Genomic DNA, 20,097 nt, shown 5'->3' with positions numbered 1-20,097 from the left:
GTTTACAAAGCTACCGAGAATATCGGACGATGAGGAATTGCAGGCGCGGCTACCCAGGAATGCGTCGCTCGTATAGGGTGTGGTTAGCTGATCGCTTACTTCTACCAAGCGTAGCGCATTGTAAAAATCATCGAATAATATGAAAATGAGGCTTCGGATTCATTGCCGAGAGGGAGTTGCTTGTCTGAATAGCTACGTGAATTGGCGGGAGAGTATGTATAGGATACGAAACCTTTCCAGCGAGGGTTGAATTTATGTTCGTAGCCAATACTATAATGCCATTTGGCAGTAAAGTTATTTAGCGGTGATAGGCCGCTGGCGTTAACGGCGCTCCCTACGTGAGAAAGGCCAGTATAAATAATGTTCGCATCATTTATTTGATAAATTGCAGCCACTGATTTAGAAAAATTATTTTTACCACTGAGATCGTTTTCAATATTTATTTCAGCCATTGGTGTTGGTTGTTGAGGGCGAGAGAAATGCGTCTGTACTTTTCCTAGTGCGTCCTTCCAGGCATACAAATTGATATCTGCTCCGAGATTTAGTTGAGGGGTGACTTGCCACGAGATACCCAGTCCTATTTCTTCCGGGAGTGATAATCCTTTAATGCTAGCATCTGCATAATTTACGCGTCCAAAACCAAGATCTTCGAAATTGATTATAGCTTCACCATTTTCCAGTTTCATTTTGGTTGAGGCGCCATAGGCCAAGCCGACGGTTATAGCAGGGCTTAGATCATACTGTAAGCCGGCGCGCCAAGAATAGGAAAGGCCACTAGCATTGATGATTTCTGCTCCAAATAAGCCAAATTCGGCATTTGAAATATTGGGGAAAACCTCTTGATTGGCTTCCGTGTAATTTACCGACACGCTAAGACCTAGTCGTAGCGTGTCGGTAGCCTTGTAAGCTAGCGCTGGCGCGATGCGAAATACACCAAATAGGGCTGAGATGTCGTCGCGCTCGCCCGTTTCTGTTAGTAGACCAGAATATTTGAACCCCGCGCCTCCCTGTACGAATAGACCGATGCCAGCGGTTAGGTTTGGATATTTATTGAGTGGGGTGAGCCAGCCTCCGTTTATGAGATAGGCCTTATCATGCTCTGTTCGAACGTCATTACCCAGTGAATCCTTATGACGAGTACCGATTAGACGGTGAGATTCAAGCGTGAACTCAAGTTGGGAGCTCTTGGTTTTAGCTATACCCGCCGGATTGTTGTTAATTCCAGTAGGGTTGCTAGAAAATGCCATATCGGTACCACTCATCGCGTTGGATTCTGCACCAAAGCCCAAAGGAGTGATAGCGTTCCCCGCGAAGGCTCTATTGGGGGGGCTGCTCAGGATACTAGTTAGGAAAATTAGGCAATACGAATTTATTTTGTGCGTCATTGAGGCCATATACCTATTGTTGTTAGTTTTTGAATATTCGGTTCAACCTGTTCGCCATCAAACATTATGCTTTGCAATCGTGGTGAATTATCCTTCTATTTAATCTTCTAATATTCAGATTATCTGGATGCCGCTAACATCGGTTCATAGCTCGTTTCGTCGTGAACAATTGCCCACGCGACCGTTACAATATTTACATGCTTACGCGCTTTTAACGCATTTAGCCATTGGCTCAGCCCGTCATCTCGATCCTTCGCATGCCGAATGACTGCCCTAGCACCGTGGACCAGCAGCGTCCTCAGGTAGCTACCCCCTCGATTACTGATGCCCAGCAACCTATCTTTGCCACCGGTACTATGTTGGCGTGGAGTAAGGCCGAGCGAGGCTGCAAAATCGCGGCCCTTTCTGTACGCGTGGCCGTCTCCGAGTGCACCAGCAAGAGCACTAGCGGTAAGTGGGCCAACACCACGCACATCCAATAGACGGCGCGCCACTGGATCGGTTTTAACCGTTTGCTCAATCCGGGCATCAATATCGGCTATACGGTGATCAAGGTGCCTCAAATCGCTGGAGAGTTCGGCCAGCAAAACTCGAAACTCATCGGTCAAACCATTCTCCGTATCTTCAAGCCATTGGGGTAATGCTTGCCGAAGCTTATTGATGCCGATCGGTGCGATGACGCCGTATTCACCAACTAACCCTCGAATCTGATTTGCCTTGGCCGTCCGCTGACCAAAAAGCTCCTCTCGGACCCGGTGGGCTGCCTGAATATCTTGCTGCTTGACCGTTTTAACACCAACAAACCTCATTCTAGGTCGCCCCATGGCTTCGCAGATTGCTTCTGCATCGACACGATCATTCTTGTTACTTTTCACGTAAGGCTTCACGAACTGAGCGGCGATCAATTTAACGGTGTATCCCCGCCGCTGTAGTTCCCGCCCCCAATGGCGGGCAGAAGCGCACGCTTCGATACCAACTTCGGCTCCCTTTGGTACGCGCTGGTTGAGTATATCAAGCCACTCATGACGCTTGAGCTTTGCTTGCCACTGAGTCTGTTCGTGCCGATCAACACCGTGAACATGAAAAACAGACTTTGCGATATCTACTCCAACTCTTGTAATGTTCATATTGGGCTTCTCCTCATCATCTGAATGGCTAGTTGGCACTTACCATTCTGGCGCAATGACGCCGAATTGCTAGGGTGAGGAGGAGCCCATCCATTGCTTACGCACCAGCACTCCGAATCGAGCAATAGCCGTAACGGCTACTCCAAGAAGACACTCAAAACTGAAGACAACCAATTTGAACTCGACACACCAAGGGGTTGCCCCCATGACAATCAAGCATCCCAAAATATACGACAAGCTCTCAGCGCGACAAAACAGCAGTAACTGCCGCCAACTCCACGATATCCGCAACACTGCAGCCTCGAGAAAGGTCCATCCAAGGCTTTGCCAAGCCCTGAAGTACTGGCCCTATCGCTTTGGCCCCGCCAATTCGCTGAGCGATTTTGTAAGCTATATTCCCAGCGCTTAAATTTGGGAAAATATACACATTCGCCTGCCCCGCCACCGTAGAGTCAGGTGCCTTTCTATCAGCAATAGCAGGCACAAAGGCCGCATCAAACTGTAGTTCACCGTCAACTTTCAATGCTGGCACTTGAATTTTTACGTAACTCAAAGCCTCTCTAATCTTACTGATGTGGGCATGTTCCGCAGAACCTTTCGTTGAGAAAGATAGCAACGCAACCTTAGGCTCCGCCCCCGTAAGCTGCTGATGCGTTGCCGCGCTAACGATCGCAATATCTGCCAAACCAGCGCTATCAGGATCCGGGTTTACCGCGCAATCAGCAAAGCTCAACACACGGCCATCGGCTAATTCCATTAGGAAAACACTGGAAACCTGCTTCGCCCCCAAACTAAGCCCCAAGCCCCGTATCCCCGCTCTCAATACTTCCCCCGTTGTTGCAACCGAACCCGCAATACCGCCATCGGCATAGCCTAGCTTTATCAATACCGCGGCAAGTAGCACCGGATTCTTTAGCTGCTCCCGCGCCTTTTCTTCCGTCATACCTTTGGCCGCACGCGCCTCGGAAAATGCCAGTATCGCTTTTTCTGTCCACTCAACAGCATCACCACGCTGAGAGAAGATCTCTACACCCATAGGAGCCTGTACGCCAACAGGAATATCAATCAAGATCGGATGGGCGAGCTGCTGCATTGCAATAATTTCAGCTGCCTCGATAACCCTCTCATCATAGTATTCTGGCAACAGTATCCGCTTTTGTGCAGATATCGCCGCTAAGCGTAAAGCCTCAAGTATGCTAGCCATAATAATCTTTTAGTAATTTTGATTCCGCTTGACATAAAACATTGCCACACAAAGGCCATAAAATGACCGAATAGGCTTCATTATCCGCTACTAATTTAACAGACTACGTCAATTTTTCTTAACCTAGTAACGCATCTGGCACATCCATTTCCATGTGCAATAGAGCCAAACCGTGGACCTTACCCTGAGCATCCATAATCAGCGTTTCTGTACCCCCTCCGCCGAGCGAGTCCTCAAGAATGAAGTTAAGCACATCAATGTTATCTAATTCATAACGAGTAACCGGACCAAAGCAAATCTCTTTGAAGTGCTCCGCAACTTTCTCCGTGGTCAAATTAGCTTTCAGAAACTGGTAAAGTGCTGGCGTGCGAGCTTTTATCCCCACGTTACTACCATCTCCTTTATCCCCACTTCGAGCTATAGCGATTTCCATCAGTTGTACAATAGCCACAGCTTACACCTCCTCTACGGTTACAGTCGTGCTAACCTTGGTTTTATCAATTAGCGCAGGCCAATAGCCTACGATTTCAGAGGGACGAGGACGACCACCGGCAAAGCCGGTTGCACCCACCGGGCCACTGGTAATCAGCGGCGCAATTTCGCGCCCCAACAGCTTCAGTAGCTCTTTATCCTGGCTCTTCGCGCCCACTCTCAATAGAACTTCTCCCGGCGGCTCGCTCTGTTTAACGATGCCCTTATAGCAAACGTTAGTACCAAAGAGTTCAATAAAGCGATCCGTTTCTGGGATTGTCGTACCGTATAGCGCGACACGGTCAAATAGGATCCCCGCAGCTAGTTCAGCTTTTTCGATTGCATCAGGGCCGGTGTAAGTGAGCTGACCAACTATTTTGTAGCCGTTCTCATAAGACATGGAAACTTTATATGTTGGAGTGGGCGCCGAGCCTTTAATCCCCCAAACTTTTACGCGATTCCTACCATCTTGCTCAAGCTGAATGGTAGTGAAGTCCGACGTACAGTCCGGCCCCAAGTAACCTTTTGGATCACCAAGCTCATACATCAACTGGGAAATCACCGTATCCACATTGACTAGACCGCCAGTACCATCATGCTTAGTCACTACGAAGGTTCCATCGGCTTTAGCTTCTACAATCGGGTATCCGATACGAGCAAAGTCAGGAACACTCTTCCAGTCGCAGTAATTACCACCTGTGCACTGAGCGCCACATTCGAGGATGTGTCCCATTATAGTTCCTGCGGCAAGTTGATCGTAATCCTCCATCGACCAACCAAACTCATGGATAAGTGGCCCGAGGACAACTGACGGGTCTGTAGCGCGACCCGTGACGACAATATCAGCGCCCTGAGCCAGAGCATCGGCTATTGGTTTCGCACCAATATAGACGTTAGCGCTGGACATACGGTCAAGAATAGTTTCAACGGCGGCACCATTATCCAAGTTTTTAAATTGCTCTCCAGATGCCATTAATTCAGGAATCTGATCAAGGATATCATCACCTTCAACAATACCCACTTTAAGGCCACTCAATCCTAGCTCGCTAACCACACTTTTGATGGCCTCAAGGCAGCCCCTGGGATTAACACCACCAGCATTGGCGATAACCTTAATTCCTTTTTCCTGACAGGTGGGCAAAATTTCTTTAAGCATGGAAACAAAGTCTGTCGCGTAGCCCAACTCAGGGTTACGCAATCTTTGCTTTTGCATAATACTCATAGTGACTTCGGCCAGATAATCTAGCGTCAGATAATCCAGGGGGCCCTCTTCTACAAGTCGCTTGGGACCAAGGAGGCTATCGCCCCAAAAGCCTTGCCCATTTGCTATTAATACGGTTTTTTCAGTACTCATTATCATTACCTATCGTCGTTGCGTGTACCTAATCAATGTGTAAGCGCGAAATGGTGGATCAGTATTCGCTAACTTAACCGATCCATATCTAAACTAATGAAGCCAACTTGACTTTCACTTTTCCAGAAAGCAGTCAACCCCTCCCACCCCTCGTCAAAATTTCGAATTTTAGCAATTCGGCGACTACTGTCAGCAAATTACCTGAGATGTCACCTCCTTTATTGGCGTAATCCAACACCAAACTCTTAGCCTCACCTACACCAAGAGGCCCGTTGCGAAGCAAACCCTTAAGAATCTGTTCAATAGTGGTATCCATATGCTTGCTTGCCACCAACGCCGACACCAAACTCGTGTGCTTTTTCAGTGGAAATCAGCTAAGTTATCGTAAAATAACGCCGCGAGGCACCCTCGCCAATACCATTAATTACATAAGGGCTAATAGCCGCCGGGATCATTCCGACTTTAACCTCGCTCAAACAAAATGATGCCTCTGGTGCAGCCACTGCTACATCACAACAACTTACCCCACACCACCGCCAAAGGGCGTACCCTGCACTCGAGTATTTGTAAGTTTCGGTAAGGCATTAACAGCCGAAGCATTTCCGCTAACAAGCCAGAGTCCCAAAAATTTCCTTCTTAGCCATGACTCGCCATTCCCCGCACCCAGCTCAAACCGCCACCCGAACAGCAGCTTTTCCTGTTGAAGCTAATATCAAAGCTCCACATTTTTATCTTGCCCGACCTGAAGAAATGCATCGCTCAATGACGCCACAGCACTGCCGTCGAAAGCGCTATGGATATCCAGACGATTCAGAGTAAGCGCCGCCTTTCCCAGCCAACTATTGAGCAAAACTCATATTTAAAAATGCATTTATACCAGACCATCAACCATATCGCAATATAACAATTGAGCTGAGGTCAATATTGCTGGGCATCTAAAGTCGACGAAAGAATCAGCGCTCGCGGCAATATTGGGATGGCGCACCCACGGGGCCATAAGTCTAGCAATTCGGCGTCATTGCGCCAGAATGGTAAGTATCAACTAGCCATTCAGATGATGAGAAGTCCATCCCATTGCTTACGTAGGTGTCGACAAACGTCTGCTGGCAAATCCGACCAACACCCTTGAGATTACCCACGTAGAAGGTGTCTTGAGAGCCAAGGTAGCCGGAGTGGTGGGTTTCAATTTACCCGCAAGCCTCGTCATCATGCCATTTCTTTTCAGGGCAGCAACCTGGGCATCGCTCAGAATTACCCCATCAGCAGCTACGCGCTCTTCTAGTGCCTTGCGCCGCTTTTTAAAGTTTTCAAGACCGCTGCCGAACGCCGCTACCAGAAACAAAGACGCCTATTCTGCGCAGTTCGTTACTGGTTCTGTGCTCGCCATGGGCTGGCTGCTCAATGGCATAGGCAATGACCTGATTGGTCACTTCCGAAATCACGTTGCACGACCCACGCTTGACATTCAGACGAATCATCGGAATTTTTACTTTGGGTGATGGTAATGCGATTGAAAATATTACTGCGTGGGTTTTCTTCCAGACGCAGATTTATACTTATCTCCCTGGGAAACTGACATTTTCTCTAGCTCAGCCAGTTTAAAAAGAAGCTTAACAAGGCAAGCGAATGCTATTAAGATAGAATAAAATATAAATTATTGCGGATTCGAATCCGCGTTATCTAATACTGGGTATTACTACGATTAGCCTTTTTTCTCGGCCGATAACGGTTCCGAAAACTCCTTGGGCTATGGGCAGCCACCGACTTAAACACCTTAGAGAAATGACTAATGTCTTGGTAACCCACGTTGATGCTAATTGCTTTGATATTGTCATCACTGTTAATCAATCGATGTTTGGCAGCCTCCACCCGCAACCGTTGCAGGTACCGAGCAGGCTTTTCGCCAGTCGCCCTCTCGAAACGACGCAGAAAGGTGCTTTTACTCATGCCGGCGCTGTCCGCTAAATCCTTAAAAGACACTGGACCAGAGTAATGCCTGTCCAGCCAGTTCTGTACCTGATGAATACTATCATCGCGGTGGTGACGGAAGCCCGCCATATTAAATAGCGTTAAATCGTAGTAGCGGCGATGATCGAAAGTCATGTCCCTCGTTAAACTGCTGGCCATGTCAGCCCCGCAGACTCGTTCAACCACATGCAAGGCCAGATCCATACCGGCGTGCTGGCCATTGGAGGTATAAAGGCCACTGTCTTCTACCAGCCCCTGCTGCACAAGCCACTCGACCTCGGGAAAGCGCGCTTTTAGCTCCGGGATATGGCGCCAATAGGTGGTGGCTCTGCGCCCTTTAAGCAATCCAGCGTAAGCCAGCCAAAAAGCACCACTGTTCACACTCGCAATAAGGGCGCCGCCGGCATATTGCTGCTGTAGCCAAGGAGAAATTTGAGGATGCAACTGAATCAACCGGTCTAAATCACCCCAAAAATGCGGTAATACCACCCAGTCATAAAGTACGCCGTCTGCCATCGTGGTGTCGCCAGCTATTCTATGCCCACTATAAGAAACTACAGCTTGCTCAGTTGGGGTAACCACGCCACAGCTAAACACTCCCGTTAGATAGCGAAGATTGACACTCTGCACAATTTCGGCGGTTGTATATAAGGTCGACGCCCACGTGCCCTCATAGGCCGCTATGGCAACACGAATCCCGAACGGTGTCATTAAGCCCTCCATTTCAGAAATATGAAACAAACACCACACAACATGACACTTTAGCCCAGAGTAAGACGTAAAGGAAAGGAATAGACTTACGCTTTACGCTCACGCACTTCGAGAACCTCCCCATGGATACTAACTTTTCACCCGAAGATCTCGCCTTCCGCGACCAAGTCCGCACTTTTTTCCAAGATGAATTTACGGCCGAGCTGGCCGCACGCATATCCACCACAGCCAGCCATAAAACCGGCATCGTTGAGTGGCAAAAAATTCTCGCCAAAAAAGGCTGGATTGCACCAAACTGGCCTGTTGAACACGGCGGCACCGGATGGAGCATTACCCAAGACTACTTATTTGAACGTGAACGCGCTGCAGCCGGTGTGCCCGATGTCGTTCCCTTTGGCTTAAAAATGGTTGGCCAGGTCATCATCGCCTTCGGCAGCGAGGCACAAAAACAACTGTTTCTCCCCCGTATTTACAACAGCGACGATTGGTGGTGCCAAGGCTATTCCGAACCCGGTGCGGGCTCCGATCTGGCCGCACTAAAAACCCGCGCTGAACGCGATGGTGACGACTATATCGTCAATGGCGCCAAAATATGGACCTCCTATGCGCAATATGCCGATTGGATTTTCTGTCTGGTGCGAACCGATCCCACCAGCAATAAGCAGAGCGGCATTAGCTTTCTGCTGATTGAGATGAAAACGCCTGGTATCACAGTAAATAAAATTGACTCCATTGATGAAAAGCACACCTTAAACGAGGTGGTCTTTGACAATGTTCACGTACCGATGGCGAATCGCATTGGCGAAGAAAACAAAGGCTGGACCTATGCCAAAGTCCTTCTTGCCCACGAGCGCACCGCCATCGCAGAAATCGCAAAATCCGGACACTATCTTGCGGAGCTAAAGGCGATTGCAAAAGAAGAAATCAGCGGAGGCAAAGCCCTGATGGAAGACACCCTGATTCAACGACGCTTTGCCAATATTGAGATTGAATTAATGGCGCTGGAGTTTACCGAGCTGCGCGTACTCTCCAGCTTTGCCGAAGGTAAAGGTCCAGGCCCTGAGTCTTCGCTGCTAAAAATAAAAGGCACTGAGGTCCAGCAGGCCATCCAACAATTACGCATGGATCTGGCCGGCTATTACAGCGGCGTAGTGACCGGCGAACTGAGCAACGAGCAAATTGGCCACGGGTTTGGTGATCGTGCACGACGCGAGTTTATGTATGGCCGCGCCGCCACCATCTACGGTGGTTCTAATGAAGTGCAGAAAAACATTACCGCAAAAGCAGTACTAGGCCTGTAGGGCAAGACGGAGAAACAACAATGAATTTCAATCTTTCTGAAGAACAGGCCATGATCAAAGACAGCGTTGCACGCTTTGTGGCCGACGACTATAACTTCGATCAACGCCGCCAAAACGTCGCAATGGACAAGGGGTTTAATCCCGACAACTGGCAGACCTTTGCCGCACTGGGCTGGCTGTCGATCCCCTTCCCTGAAGCCCTAGGCGGCTTTGGCGGGAATGCTGTAGACACCATGGTGATCATGGAAGAATTTGGCAAAGGCCTTGTCGCCGAGCCTTATGTCGCCACTGTTTTGCTGTTTGGCGGGTTGCTGGCCCACAGCGGCGATGGCGAACTCCAACAACAATTAATCGCCAAAATCATCGATGGCAGCTTACAGGGCAGTTTTGCCTATCTCGAGCGCCAGAGCCGTTTTGAGCTAAGTGACGTTAAAACCAGCGCAGTAGCAGAAGGCGATAATTACCGGCTTAACGGCGAAAAAACCGTGGTCTTCAATGGTAGTGCTGCTGACAAAATCATTATTTCGGTGCGCACCAGCGGCGAACAATATGATGAAAACGGCATTAGCCTATTTATCGTCGACGCTGATGCCGATGGCCTAAACCACACTGATTACCGGCTAATGGACGGTCAGCGAGCGGCCAATATTAGCCTCAACAATGTTGTGGTGAGCAAATTACAATTAATAGGTGAGCTTGACCAGGGCTTTAGCCTGATACAGTCGGTTGTCACGGAAACCACGCGGGCAATTTGTGCTGAGGCGGTGGGCATTATGCAAAAGCTGACCGAAACAACGGTTGAATACAGTAAAACTCGGGAACAGTTCGGCACTGCTATTGGTAAATTTCAGGCGCTACAGCACCGCATGGTAGATATGTTTATTGCGGGTGAGCAAACACGCTCCCTGCTTTATCGAGCGGTGTGCTCGGCAAATGCCAACAGCGATGATTCTGAGAAAGATTTACTCGCCCTTAAAGTTATGGTCGGTAGAGCCGGCACGCTGATTGGTGGCGAAGCCATTCAATTACACGGCGGAATGGGGATGACCGATGAGCTGGACGTGGGTCACTATGTAAAACGACTGATGATGATTAACACCACCTTTGGTGATGCAGATTACAACCAAGCGCGATTTTCTAAATTACTAAATAGATAAGCGCTTACGTTATATGCATGGATGGAGATGACAGCATCCAGCTATCTCTGATAGCATAACTTGACGCTGCTGGAATCCAGCAGCGATCATAACGACGAGTCAGCAAGAACCGAGGGCGGTCATAAAAAGAGTGCTTCTAGCGACGATCTGTAGCAGTTCAAAATTTATTAATACCGAGATGAGTGACCATCTAGGATAGGCACGGCGCCCAAAGCCCGAGCAAAGCATAGGAAGTCCACAGTGGACTTCCCCGTCTAACATAAATAAAGGCATACTTTATTCTGACTCCCTTGCGAAGTATGCCGTTGCCTTTTTTAAAATATCCCGTTCTTCCGTCATCCGACGCAACTCTGCTCGGAGGCACCGGTTCTCCGCGGTGAGATCATCTTGGGTATCACGTTCATTACTAGGCACCCTAAAACGGTTGACCCAGTTGTATAGCGTCTTATCCGAAATACCTAAATGATTGGCAACTTCCTTAATGAGGTAGCCACGTTCAATGACTTGAGCGGCTGCCTCTTGCTTAAAGTCTTCAGTAAATTTACGACGTTGATTCACACTTCCTCCGATGGTTCATTTTTACCATGCGGAGTGTCTACAGTGATAGGGGCTATTCATGTAATGGAAATAGACGGCGAGTAGATCGCTGACTCCAGCACCATCTGTCGCGAGCTGGACCGCCGCTTCGCCGACAAACCACTGCTACCCTGCGCAATTGGCATTAGCCAACATACTCGAAGACTGGGCTGATGAAAGCCTATACTTCTTTGAAATGACCATGCGCTTCACCTGGACTTACGATCGCGCCCGCTGGGTGAGCGAAATATTAAAATACTACAACGCAGTCATGCAGCGCCTCGCCCGGCCACTCGTACCCTACCTCACACGTAAACAAGGCCTTGCTAAGCGCAGCGAAGCTGACATACTCACCTAACTCACTCGCCACATCACTAGCCTTGAAAACTTGCTCAACAGCAACGGCGACTACTTAGTTGACGAAAGCCTTAGCCTCGCCGACATAAGCGTATTAGCGCGAATAGAATGCCTGGCCGGCTCATCTAAGCGCCCAACCATTATTAACAAGGCCCCGAAACTGGCAGCGTGGATGGAACTAATTGAAAATCTGAGAGGGGGGGGGACCGGCTGCTCGCTAATTCAACGTCAATCATTTGATGAAATAACGCAGCGTATAAACCGGGCGTGGTTCGAAATCGGGTCAGAGCAAAAACAATGTAGTTTTTCACCAATCTCGTCTCGTAGAGGCTAAGCAAAGCTCACTCGGTCTGTAATTTTCGCGTTAATCACTTCACTGTATTTTGCAATCAAGCTTTTGCGCTTGAGCTTCATAGTTGGCGTCAGCAAGCCGTTCATTATAGCCCACTCTTCTGGGGTAATTATAATGGCCGCTATGCGCTCATAGGGTGGTAGCTTAGTGTTGATGTGCTCTAGCGTTTCACTGAGTTTTGTCGCCAATTCTTGATTATCCAGATCGGCAGCGAACTCGGACCGCGTAGCGAGCATTACCGGCTGATCTAGGCCATACCCACAAATACAGACTTGACCTAATTCCAATACTGCGTCGAACTTATCTTCTAATTTTATCGGACCAATAAACTTACCCTTGGTGGTTTTAAACACTTCACTCATTCTGCCTGTAATCCACAGATTGCCGTTTTCATCTAATTTACCGGTGTCGCCTCTGTGGTACCAACCATCGATCAAAACTTCCGATGTTTTCTCAGGATTTTTATAATAGCCCGTCATTAAACCGCTGCTGCGAAAAAATACTTCTTCGTCTACGGTGAGCTTTATTTCCACCCCCGGCAGCGGTTTGCCAACACAGCCTGCTGGCGGCCAACTGGCCTCGCTCCAGAACGTGCCGTCGCAAAATTTCTCGGTCATCGAGCAGCCTTCACGCAACATCACGCCCATATCGATAAACCAGTTTTGAACATCTTTAGGTCAGGGCGCTGAGCCAGTAAGTATGACTTTGGCCTGATCCAATCCCAACTGTTTGCGCACTACCTGACGCTGTTCATCGTTAAATTTGGCCTGCACGTCTAAGGGGATTTTTGCGTCGACAGCGGCTTTGAACTTGACCCACAAGCCGATACGGAAAAGAAAAAGCTTGGCGATACCGAGCGCAATTCTTCAGCAAAGAATTCCAAACTTTCAGAGAATGAGATTACGCCGTTGCAATACAATGCGTTCATTTCAACAATACAGCGCTCGGTGGCATGTGACAGCGGCAAGTAGGACATAACGCGCTCGCGCTCCTCGCCACGGCCGATGCCCCAAGTTTCCTGAAAACGCGGCAATACACTACCCGGAGTCCCATGCACATGCATAACACCCTTCGGGTTGCCAGTGGTGCCCGACGTGTAAAGAATGGTCATGAGGCTTTGCGGATCCGGCTCAGATGAGGCCGAGTAAGGCGCGTAACGAGCAATAATATTATTCAGCGAATCGTCTACTCTTAGGCTACAACCTTGAATACCTACCCGCTTCATGTCAACAGGGAGAATCTCGTCTGCCACTGCGGCGATATCGAAGCTACCAAGAAAGATCAACTGGCTTTCGCTGCATGCAAGGATATATTGACTGGATTCTGCATCCTGTCCCGAATAGAGCGGTACGCTAACATGACCAGCCAGCATTATCGCAAAGTCGACAACCACCCAGTCCGCTCAATTTTTGGCAAACATCGCGATCCGGCTACCCGGCTCGAAGTCCTGCTCGATGATATACGCAGCCACACGCCGAGCGCGATCAGCGACCTCTGCCCATGTATACTCGCTCCACTGCAGATTGGCAGGTTGGTGTAAAAACACTTGATTGGCCGCCTCTATTTCCCAGCGATAGAACATTGCCAAGGGTGTTTTCACAGCTTCACGTATTTCCGACTTCCTCTTTTATCATTATTTCAATACTGCCACTCAAACTTCAAACCAAAACCGAGGCGCAACACCTTACAATACGGCCCTAGGTGGCATTATTTGCGTATTTTTATGAATAAATCGCGACCAACCACAATTGACCAAGACTCAGTAGTGACAAAAATTAACACCTATATCGCCATGAGTCCAGATATATTGACTTATAGATCAATTGAAGTTCGCGCCCACTGTAATTTTGTCAGCGACAATAGCCGGCGCGCGAAAGCGCTCACCGTAGGCCGCCGCTAGCTCAGCGCAACGCTCGGTAAACGCTGGTAGACCGTAGGTGTTTACAAACTGTAAATAACCCCCTGTCCAGCTTGGCGCACCAATACCCATAAGTGACCCAATGTTGCCATCTGCCACACTTTGCAGCACGCCGTCTTGTAGGCACACTAAGCTTTCTATGACCGGTCGAAATAACAACCGGTCACGGATATCTTCATCACTTACAGCGGCATCTACCTCGGCATTAAAGAATAATTCGCTTAATTGCGGCCACAGCGATTTTCTCCCATCGGCGTACTGGTAATAACCACCACCATGAGCACGGCCACCACGACCATGCTTAGTCAATAAACTACGCATTAACGCCGTGCCCTGCGGGGTCGGATCATCTTCTGGCTGGCGCAACCCCATAGCGATTTGCGCATCGATAACATCCAAGGATAATTTTTGACTTACCTCGTCTTGCAGCGCTAAGGGCCCGACCGGCCAGCCCACCGATTTACCAACATTCTCGATGCGCGCTGCGTCGACACCCTCGGCAATCAACTGTGCAGCTTCTTGAATCTGCGTGCTAATGGTCCGTGAAGTGTAAAAGCCTGGTGCGTCGTTCACTACAATCGGGACTTTTCGCAATTGTTTGGCAAGATCAAATGCCTTGGCCAATGTCTCTTCGCTGGTTTGTTCACCACAAATAATTTCTAACAGAGGCATGCGATCTACCGGCGAGAAAAAGTGCATACCAATGAAATTCTCTGGCCTAGTACTCGCCGTTGCAATACGGGTTATTGGCAAAGTTGATGTATTGGACGCCCAAACCCCGCCGCCGGCCAGCATCGTTTCAGCCTCACGCACTAGGGCGTGCTTAAGTTCGATATTTTCAAACACGGCCTCGATAATAAAATCACTGCCCTGTAAATCTGACACGTCAACTGTTGGTTTTATCAATGCCAATGCCGCCATAGCCGCCTCGGCGCTCATTCGAGCTTTTGCGACAAGCTTGGCGAAGCCTTTTTCTGCATAGGCCTTAGCCTTTGTGGCTGACTCAATACTGACATCTTTAACAACCACCTCAATTCCCGCCTGCGCAGCGACCATGGCGATGCCTTGACCCATCATGCCGCCGCCGAGTACACCGAGTTTTTTCACAATGTATTTTTCTTCAGTTTCAGGTCGACTCTTGCCGCCACTGACCTGTTTCATTTGGAAGAAAAAGGCATTGATCATATTTTTGGCTTCGGGCCGAGTAACCAGTTGCGAGAATTGGCGACTTTCAATAGTCAACGCAGTGTCGAAATCCACCCGCAACACCTCGACCATGGTATTGAGAATAAACTCAGGAGCAGGCAATAGGCCCCTTGTTTTTTTATAGAGCGCGGCAGAGCCCATGGCAATGTGCTGGCGAATATGGGGATTACTTTCGTTGCCTCCGGGAATAAGAAAGCCTTTCCGGTCCCAGGGCTGGCTTGCGGACTCACTGCCTGCGGCATTGCTTTTGATCCAATTTTTGGCGGCCGCTAACAATTCACTATGGTCCGCTACTACAGCGTGGATAAAGCCTTCGTCTAACGCCTTTTCAGGGCTGAGCTTTTTCCCTTCTACTAGGTAGGGCAAGGCTTTTTGAAATCCGACCAATGATGTTAAACGCACGATACCGCCGCCACCAGGCAACAAGCCCAAGCCAACCTCAGGCAAGCCCAGCTGGACGCTGCGGTGGTTAACAGCAATACGATAATTACAGGCCAAAGCCAACTCCAAACCGCCGCCAAGCGCCGCGCCATTGATCGCGGCAACAGACGGTGCTGCCAGTTTTTCTATCCGTCGAAACAGCGACTTAATATTTTGTGTGCGCGTAAATACGCCTTCTTCGTCACCTGGCTGCACGGCAATTAGTTCGTTTAAATCACCGCCGGCGACAAAGGTTTTTTTCGCTGAGGAAATAACCACACCAGCAAGGTCTGCTTCACCCTCCAGTCGCGTGAGGGTTTCAGTTAAAGCGGAAATAAAAGCATCGTTGATTGCGTTTACTGGACCGTTCATATTCATGGTAACGGTGACAATATTGTTAGTATCTTTGTGGTAAATAAATTCGGTGTTCATAGTTCTACCCAATATTCGATTGTATTAATACGGTGAGCTTGCGCGACAAGCAAATTACACACGCTCAATTATGGTGGCGATACCCATGCCGCCGCCCACGCACAAGGCGACTAAGCCACGCTGCAAATTTCGGCGTTCCAGCTCATCGAGAACGATGCCAATGAGCATGCCGCCCGTTGCACCCAGCGGATGCCCCATGGCAATGGCGCCGCCGTTTACGTTGGTGACGCTGTCGTCGATGCCCATGTCGGCCATAAAGCGCAGCATGACCGAAGCAAAGGCTTCATTGATTTCCCACAAATCAATATCGCCGACACTTAATCCTGCTTTTTTGAGGCACTTGTGCGCCGCTGGACCGGGGCCGGTGAGCATAATGACGGGATCAGTCGCGGTCACCGCGGTGGCAATTATTCGCGCCCGAGCTTTAAGACCAAGACTTGCCCCCACTTTGGCGCTGCCGATTAGCACCGCGCTGGCGCCGTCGACAATGCCAGACGAATTCGCGGGCGTGTGGACGTGCTCAATTTTTTCTATGCGCCGGTATTTAGACAAAGCGAGATCATCCATCCCCATGTCACCCATAACTTGAAACGAGGGCTTGAGCGTGGCGAGACTGTCGAGGGTGCTGCCGGGCTTAATGAAATCATCTTGCCCCAGTATCACAGCACCGCAGTTGTCGCGCACTGGAACAAGGGATGTAAACCAATCATTGGCGCGAGCATGGGCCGCACGTTGCTGTGAGGTTACTGCAACTTGGTCGACGTCTTGACGACTCCAGCCGCCGAGGTTGGCAATTAAATCGGCTCCAATGCCCTGAGACACTGCCTTTTGCCCGAGGATAAACTCAGGATCAGAAAACATCGCGCCACCATTGCTACCCATTTTAACCCGCGACATGCACTCGACACCGCCGGCAACGATAAGGTCTTCCCAGCCCGAGGCAATTTTTTGGGCGGCGGTGTTAACCGCCTCCAAGCCTGAGGCGCAAAACCGATCTAGCTGAAACCCGGGTACACTTTCATCCCAGCCTGCGTACTGCACCGCGGCCTTGGCAATACAACTGCCCTGTTCACCAACTGGCGTAACACAACCTAGTATCACGTCGTCTACGGCACTGGTGTCTAAATCATTGCGCTGTTGTAACTCGCGAAGCAAACCACCAGCCAGCGCCATTGGCTTAACCTCATGCAATGAACCACCAGCTTTGCCTTTACTACGCGGCGTTCTTATCGCGTCAAAAATATATGCACCTGTAGTCACATCAGTCTCCACAATTACTGCCAACGCGATATCGCCAGTCGAAATCGCAAGTGGACCTAGTGTGAGAGACAGGAATAAGCAGAACAATGATGAAAAAAGCGGAATAAATTGACCAAAAGTTGCTCTAATGCATTATATTTGCCGTCTATGGGCAATTTATCGACCTTAAGTATCTCAATGGCCACCGTGGCGCGCAGCCTCACCGGTGCGCGCTTGCACGGCATTAACTGCAACCAACTGCTGCGCAGCTGCGGCATTGACCCCGCATTACAAAACTCGCCACAAACCCGCATTCCGGCAAAGCAATTTATCGAACTATGCCGCCGCACCAGCGGGCGCCTAGATGACGAGCAATACGGATTATTGGAACGCAAGCAACGCATTGGTAGCTACCAATCCATTGCAACCAACGCGGTTCACGGCAAGACCCTAGGTGAAGCCATGAATCGCTTTACCTCGGTGAGTAATTTATTTGATAACAGCTTGCACTTGTACTGTGTACACAAAGGCCAGAAAGCCAGTATCCGAATTATGCGACGTACCGGTATGCAGTTGCGCGACAGCTTCGCGATTGACATCACACTAATGATATTGCACCGCTTTGCTAGCTGGTTGATCAATGAGCGCATTGCTCTGCAACTGGTAAAACTCGACTATCAAGCGCCGCAACTACATGAGCACGAATACTTGTTTTACGGGGCCAGCGTTGTCAACGGTGCCGACTACAGCGGCATAGAATTTGACACCGCGTATCTCGACCGCCTAGTGGTGCAAACCGAACTCACCCTCGCCAACTATTTCCACGACGCCCCTGCCAACCTTTACTTACCCTTTGAGGAGAGCGGCCAGTATACCCAACACATTCGCCGTTATTTCGATAAGCTGCCCAAAGATGAATTTGCACAGAGCAGTTTGAGCGCCTATTGCGCAACACTTCGAATCAGTAGCGACAGTCTGCGTCGCCGCCTTAAACAAGAAGGCAGCAGCTGGCAGGGAATTCGCAACAGCGTGCGCCGCGAGCACGCCATAAAATTGCTGGCTAGTAGCGATAATAGCATAGAGAAAATCGCGTTTTTAATAGGCTACACCGAGGCAGCCCCCTTTATTCGCGCCTTTCGAAAATGGACCGGTGCCACACCCCTGCAATTCAGAAAATCTCTACAACGCCAGGCCAAACCTTATTGATCATAAAATCAATAGGTGTCAATATAGAACTCAATTATTGACCTAAAAATCGAATTCAATACGACAAATTAGCCATATAAAGCAATATAAGGACATATTTTATGTCTCTATAAATTCATCCTCATAACCGCCCCCGCTACCAATTAAAGAACGGCAAATCCGTTACTTACTGGCTTGCCGTTTTTTTCGCCTGTTGCTTTTAGGACCCTGTTGAACTCCGTGACGTCTTCCGTGACACTTTTGAATTTAGACCCGCGCTGAGGCAACGGCCTCTATGACCTTCGCTCACCTCGCCGCAATTACAGCAGCGATAAATAGCCCGAAGTAGCAAAGACTGAAGACCAACCCAAGACGCCCCCACCGATCAACCTGCAGAAAAACACATAGAATAGGAAACTGGCGGTCGCCTGCCAATAACACCATTCAAGGCAATCGCGCCAAAGGCCCATATAAATGCAGAATATCTCAATCGTTGTACCTTAGTTATTCATCAACTTTTACGGGTGCTATTTCCCAGGTACGAGCCAAGTAAGTATATACAGACAGGTAATAAACATTACGACGGCCGAACAACGTGGCAAGCGATTCAAGATGGCGAATCGCTGAAGGTCCGCAAATACCTTGCACATAAATCAATTGGCGGCGGCTGGTAATCCAAATTGGCTATGCCCTGACCCAAATTGAATATCGATTAACGAAAACTCCAATTTATACGGAACAAAAATGATGGCGATCAAGGCCAACAGGAGGCGCAATGAACACATTGACCAAAGAGACTGCCCGCTCACTAGAAAAGGTAATCAACAGCAGAATAACGACGTGCTACAGCGATGATTTAGTCGCCATTCTTGGTGCCGGTAGCGAATCGAATAATGAACAAGCCGTACAGTCTTGGCTACTGTCTCGCTTCGCCAACATCGAAGTCGGACGCAAAGAAATGCTAATGGAGTACGCCTCAGAAGTGTTGATTCAACACCTCGATGACCTACGATTGGAAGTGGCCATCGGCGGCAAATCAGAGCAAAAAACACCGCAAAACTTCATCCCAGTAAAAGCCCTTACTGAAAGTGAGCTACGCTGTATCGCTCGCGCAATTTATTTGCTGATTTCGAATGAACAATCAAAGCCCTACCTAGATGCACTAATCGAATTAGCACTGGAAGGCGACGGCAATACTATTAAAAAGATTACGGCATGGGTTTTCACCCATACGCAGATTTATACCTATTTCCCCAGCGAACTGACATTGCCCTTAGCGCAGCGCTTGATGCACAAGCTGAAGCAGGCTAGCGAATCTTATTAGATTAAAGCAACAAAAGTGTGGGCTTACACAATTGAATTGCCAAGCAGTGGTGCGGCAGTGAACCCAAGCATAAACAACATTATGTAGGCGTGCAGGTGTAACTTAGTTTCACCTATTATTCGGCCTGTAGATTCACTCATAAGATACCCCTGGTAGGTTTATGGTATGGCCACTTTAGAACTCAGCCGAGGGCTGGCATTGGTGCTGGAGCCAGACGCCTTAGCGTTCAGGCGGCATTGCATTAACTGGCAAAAAGCGGACAAAATAACACTTCAATAGGTTTACTCGATCCAGCGCTAAATTTCCGTCGTTAATCGAAGCGAAGGTTTTTACTATGCGCTGAGTTGAGTAAAAAAACGTGCCGCCTGAAGTTTGGCTTCATCAAAATATTCGCCTAGTTGGTTGCCAGA

At 49.1% G+C, this 20,097-nt stretch carries 19 protein-coding genes and 1 pseudogene; 6 read left to right on the top strand and 14 right to left on the bottom strand.

Annotated features, from left to right (window positions below):
• Window positions 1-101: 101 nt before the first annotated feature.
• The 8 genes and pseudogenes from HNQ57_RS17410 to HNQ57_RS17375 form a co-directional block, all read right to left on the bottom strand.
• Entirely contained in the window at window positions 102-1,262 is a 1,161-nt protein-coding gene (locus HNQ57_RS17410; RefSeq protein ID WP_221301786.1) for an outer membrane protein transport protein, read from the bottom strand.
• Window positions 1,263-1,504: 242 nt separating this feature from the next.
• Window positions 1,505-2,512, bottom strand: coding sequence for an IS110 family RNA-guided transposase (locus tag HNQ57_RS17405; RefSeq protein WP_184465167.1), 1,008 nt, complete (start codon window positions 2,510-2,512; stop codon window positions 1,505-1,507).
• A 241-nt stretch (window positions 2,513-2,753) separates the two neighbouring features.
• Window positions 2,754-3,716, bottom strand: coding sequence for a phosphate acetyltransferase (gene pta, locus HNQ57_RS17400; protein ID WP_184465165.1), 963 nt, complete (start codon window positions 3,714-3,716; stop codon window positions 2,754-2,756).
• Window positions 3,717-3,834: 118 nt separating this feature from the next.
• The gene (locus tag HNQ57_RS17395) at window positions 3,835-4,167 is read right to left on the bottom strand and encodes an AtuA-related protein (RefSeq protein ID WP_184465163.1); all 333 of its coding nucleotides are present in this window, start codon (window positions 4,165-4,167) and stop codon (window positions 3,835-3,837) included.
• 3 nt (window positions 4,168-4,170) lie between these two features.
• Window positions 4,171-5,541 (bottom strand): acyclic terpene utilization AtuA family protein, encoded by a 1,371-nt coding sequence (locus tag HNQ57_RS17390; RefSeq protein ID WP_184465161.1) that lies wholly within the window; start codon window positions 5,539-5,541, stop codon window positions 4,171-4,173.
• Between the two features lie 374 nt (window positions 5,542-5,915).
• Window positions 5,916-6,044, bottom strand: coding sequence for a hypothetical protein (locus HNQ57_RS17965; RefSeq protein WP_184465158.1), 129 nt, complete (start codon window positions 6,042-6,044; stop codon window positions 5,916-5,918).
• Window positions 6,045-6,623: 579 nt separating this feature from the next.
• Window positions 6,624-6,968 (bottom strand): annotated as a pseudogene (locus HNQ57_RS17380) (IS481 family transposase); the annotation flags it as partial.
• Between the two features lie 253 nt (window positions 6,969-7,221).
• Window positions 7,222-8,220: a GlxA family transcriptional regulator gene (locus HNQ57_RS17375; protein ID WP_184465156.1), complete on the bottom strand. Its 999-nt coding sequence runs from the start codon at window positions 8,218-8,220 to the stop codon at window positions 7,222-7,224.
• Between the two features lie 122 nt (window positions 8,221-8,342).
• Here HNQ57_RS17375 and HNQ57_RS17370 point away from each other — a divergent pair, with 122 nt between their 5' ends.
• Window positions 8,343-9,521 (top strand): acyl-CoA dehydrogenase family protein, encoded by a 1,179-nt coding sequence (locus HNQ57_RS17370; RefSeq protein ID WP_184465154.1) that lies wholly within the window; start codon window positions 8,343-8,345, stop codon window positions 9,519-9,521.
• A gap of 20 nt (window positions 9,522-9,541) precedes the next feature.
• Window positions 9,542-10,678 (top strand): acyl-CoA dehydrogenase family protein, encoded by a 1,137-nt coding sequence (locus HNQ57_RS17365; RefSeq protein ID WP_184465152.1) that lies wholly within the window; start codon window positions 9,542-9,544, stop codon window positions 10,676-10,678.
• 276 nt (window positions 10,679-10,954) lie between these two features.
• Here HNQ57_RS17365 and HNQ57_RS17360 read toward each other — a convergent pair whose 3' ends face one another.
• Complete coding sequence (locus HNQ57_RS17360) at window positions 10,955-11,236, bottom strand: transposase (protein ID WP_184465149.1); 282 nt, start codon at window positions 11,234-11,236, stop codon at window positions 10,955-10,957.
• Window positions 11,237-11,393: 157 nt separating this feature from the next.
• On the opposite strand from HNQ57_RS17360, the gene HNQ57_RS17355 reads away from it, so the two are divergent.
• Together HNQ57_RS17355 and HNQ57_RS18290 are read left to right on the top strand one after the other, a co-directional pair.
• A complete protein-coding gene (locus HNQ57_RS17355; RefSeq protein WP_184465148.1) occupies window positions 11,394-11,612 on the top strand; it encodes a hypothetical protein in 219 nt (72 codons plus the stop codon).
• Window positions 11,613-11,624: 12 nt separating this feature from the next.
• Window positions 11,625-11,945 (top strand): glutathione S-transferase family protein, encoded by a 321-nt coding sequence (locus HNQ57_RS18290; protein WP_226968188.1) that lies wholly within the window; start codon window positions 11,625-11,627, stop codon window positions 11,943-11,945.
• Here the strand turns inward: HNQ57_RS18290 and HNQ57_RS17960 are convergent.
• From HNQ57_RS17960 to HNQ57_RS17335, 5 genes are all read right to left on the bottom strand, one after another.
• The gene (locus HNQ57_RS17960; RefSeq protein WP_244966235.1) at window positions 11,942-12,580 is read right to left on the bottom strand and encodes an acyl-CoA synthetase family protein; all 639 of its coding nucleotides are present in this window, start codon (window positions 12,578-12,580) and stop codon (window positions 11,942-11,944) included. The two genes, HNQ57_RS18290 and HNQ57_RS17960, sit on opposite strands and share 4 nt — an antisense overlap.
• 158 nt (window positions 12,581-12,738) lie before the next feature.
• Window positions 12,739-13,356, bottom strand: a complete 618-nt coding sequence (locus HNQ57_RS17955) for an AMP-binding protein (RefSeq protein WP_226968186.1) — start codon at window positions 13,354-13,356, stop codon at window positions 12,739-12,741.
• Between the two features lie 9 nt (window positions 13,357-13,365).
• The gene (locus HNQ57_RS17950) at window positions 13,366-13,563 is read right to left on the bottom strand and encodes a hypothetical protein (protein WP_226968185.1); all 198 of its coding nucleotides are present in this window, start codon (window positions 13,561-13,563) and stop codon (window positions 13,366-13,368) included.
• A 219-nt stretch (window positions 13,564-13,782) separates the two neighbouring features.
• Entirely contained in the window at window positions 13,783-15,939 is a 2,157-nt protein-coding gene (locus HNQ57_RS17340) for a 3-hydroxyacyl-CoA dehydrogenase NAD-binding domain-containing protein (RefSeq protein WP_184465144.1), read from the bottom strand.
• 54 nt (window positions 15,940-15,993) lie between these two features.
• Window positions 15,994-17,199: an acetyl-CoA C-acetyltransferase gene (locus HNQ57_RS17335; protein ID WP_184465142.1), complete on the bottom strand. Its 1,206-nt coding sequence runs from the start codon at window positions 17,197-17,199 to the stop codon at window positions 15,994-15,996.
• Between the two features lie 108 nt (window positions 17,200-17,307).
• Here HNQ57_RS17335 and HNQ57_RS17330 point away from each other — a divergent pair, with 108 nt between their 5' ends.
• Both HNQ57_RS17330 and HNQ57_RS17325 read left to right on the top strand, forming a co-directional pair.
• Window positions 17,308-18,384 (top strand): AraC family transcriptional regulator, encoded by a 1,077-nt coding sequence (locus tag HNQ57_RS17330; protein ID WP_184465140.1) that lies wholly within the window; start codon window positions 17,308-17,310, stop codon window positions 18,382-18,384.
• Between the two features lie 754 nt (window positions 18,385-19,138).
• Entirely contained in the window at window positions 19,139-19,687 is a 549-nt protein-coding gene (locus HNQ57_RS17325) for a hypothetical protein (protein WP_184465139.1), read from the top strand.
• The last annotated feature ends 410 nt before the right edge of the window (window positions 19,688-20,097 follow it).

Source organism: Zhongshania antarctica, assembly GCF_014202945.1.
GTDB lineage: Bacteria > Pseudomonadota > Gammaproteobacteria > Pseudomonadales > Spongiibacteraceae > Spongiibacter > Spongiibacter antarcticus.
The sequence above is the reverse complement of the archived record's forward strand: the minus strand, read 5'-3'. Positions and strand labels throughout refer to the sequence as shown.

Coding starts and splice junctions, on each gene's coding strand:
- HNQ57_RS17410 (WP_221301786.1), bottom strand. CDS start 1,262: ATGAGTGGTACCGATATGGCATTTTCTAGCAACCCTACTGGAATTAAC.
- HNQ57_RS17325 (WP_184465139.1), top strand. CDS start 19,139: ATGAACACATTGACCAAAGAGACTGCCCGCTCACTAGAAAAGGTAATC.
- HNQ57_RS17365 (WP_184465152.1), top strand. CDS start 9,542: ATGAATTTCAATCTTTCTGAAGAACAGGCCATGATCAAAGACAGCGTT.
- HNQ57_RS17340 (WP_184465144.1), bottom strand. CDS start 15,939: ATGAACACCGAATTTATTTACCACAAAGATACTAACAATATTGTCACC.
- HNQ57_RS17370 (WP_184465154.1), top strand. CDS start 8,343: ATGGATACTAACTTTTCACCCGAAGATCTCGCCTTCCGCGACCAAGTC.
- pta (WP_184465165.1), bottom strand. CDS start 3,716: ATGGCTAGCATACTTGAGGCTTTACGCTTAGCGGCGATATCTGCACAA.
- HNQ57_RS17960 (WP_244966235.1), bottom strand. CDS start 12,580: ATGACCGAGAAATTTTGCGACGGCACGTTCTGGAGCGAGGCCAGTTGG.
- HNQ57_RS17375 (WP_184465156.1), bottom strand. CDS start 8,220: ATGACACCGTTCGGGATTCGTGTTGCCATAGCGGCCTATGAGGGCACG.
- HNQ57_RS17405 (WP_184465167.1), bottom strand. CDS start 2,512: ATGAACATTACAAGAGTTGGAGTAGATATCGCAAAGTCTGTTTTTCAT.
- HNQ57_RS17390 (WP_184465161.1), bottom strand. CDS start 5,541: ATGAGTACTGAAAAAACCGTATTAATAGCAAATGGGCAAGGCTTTTGG.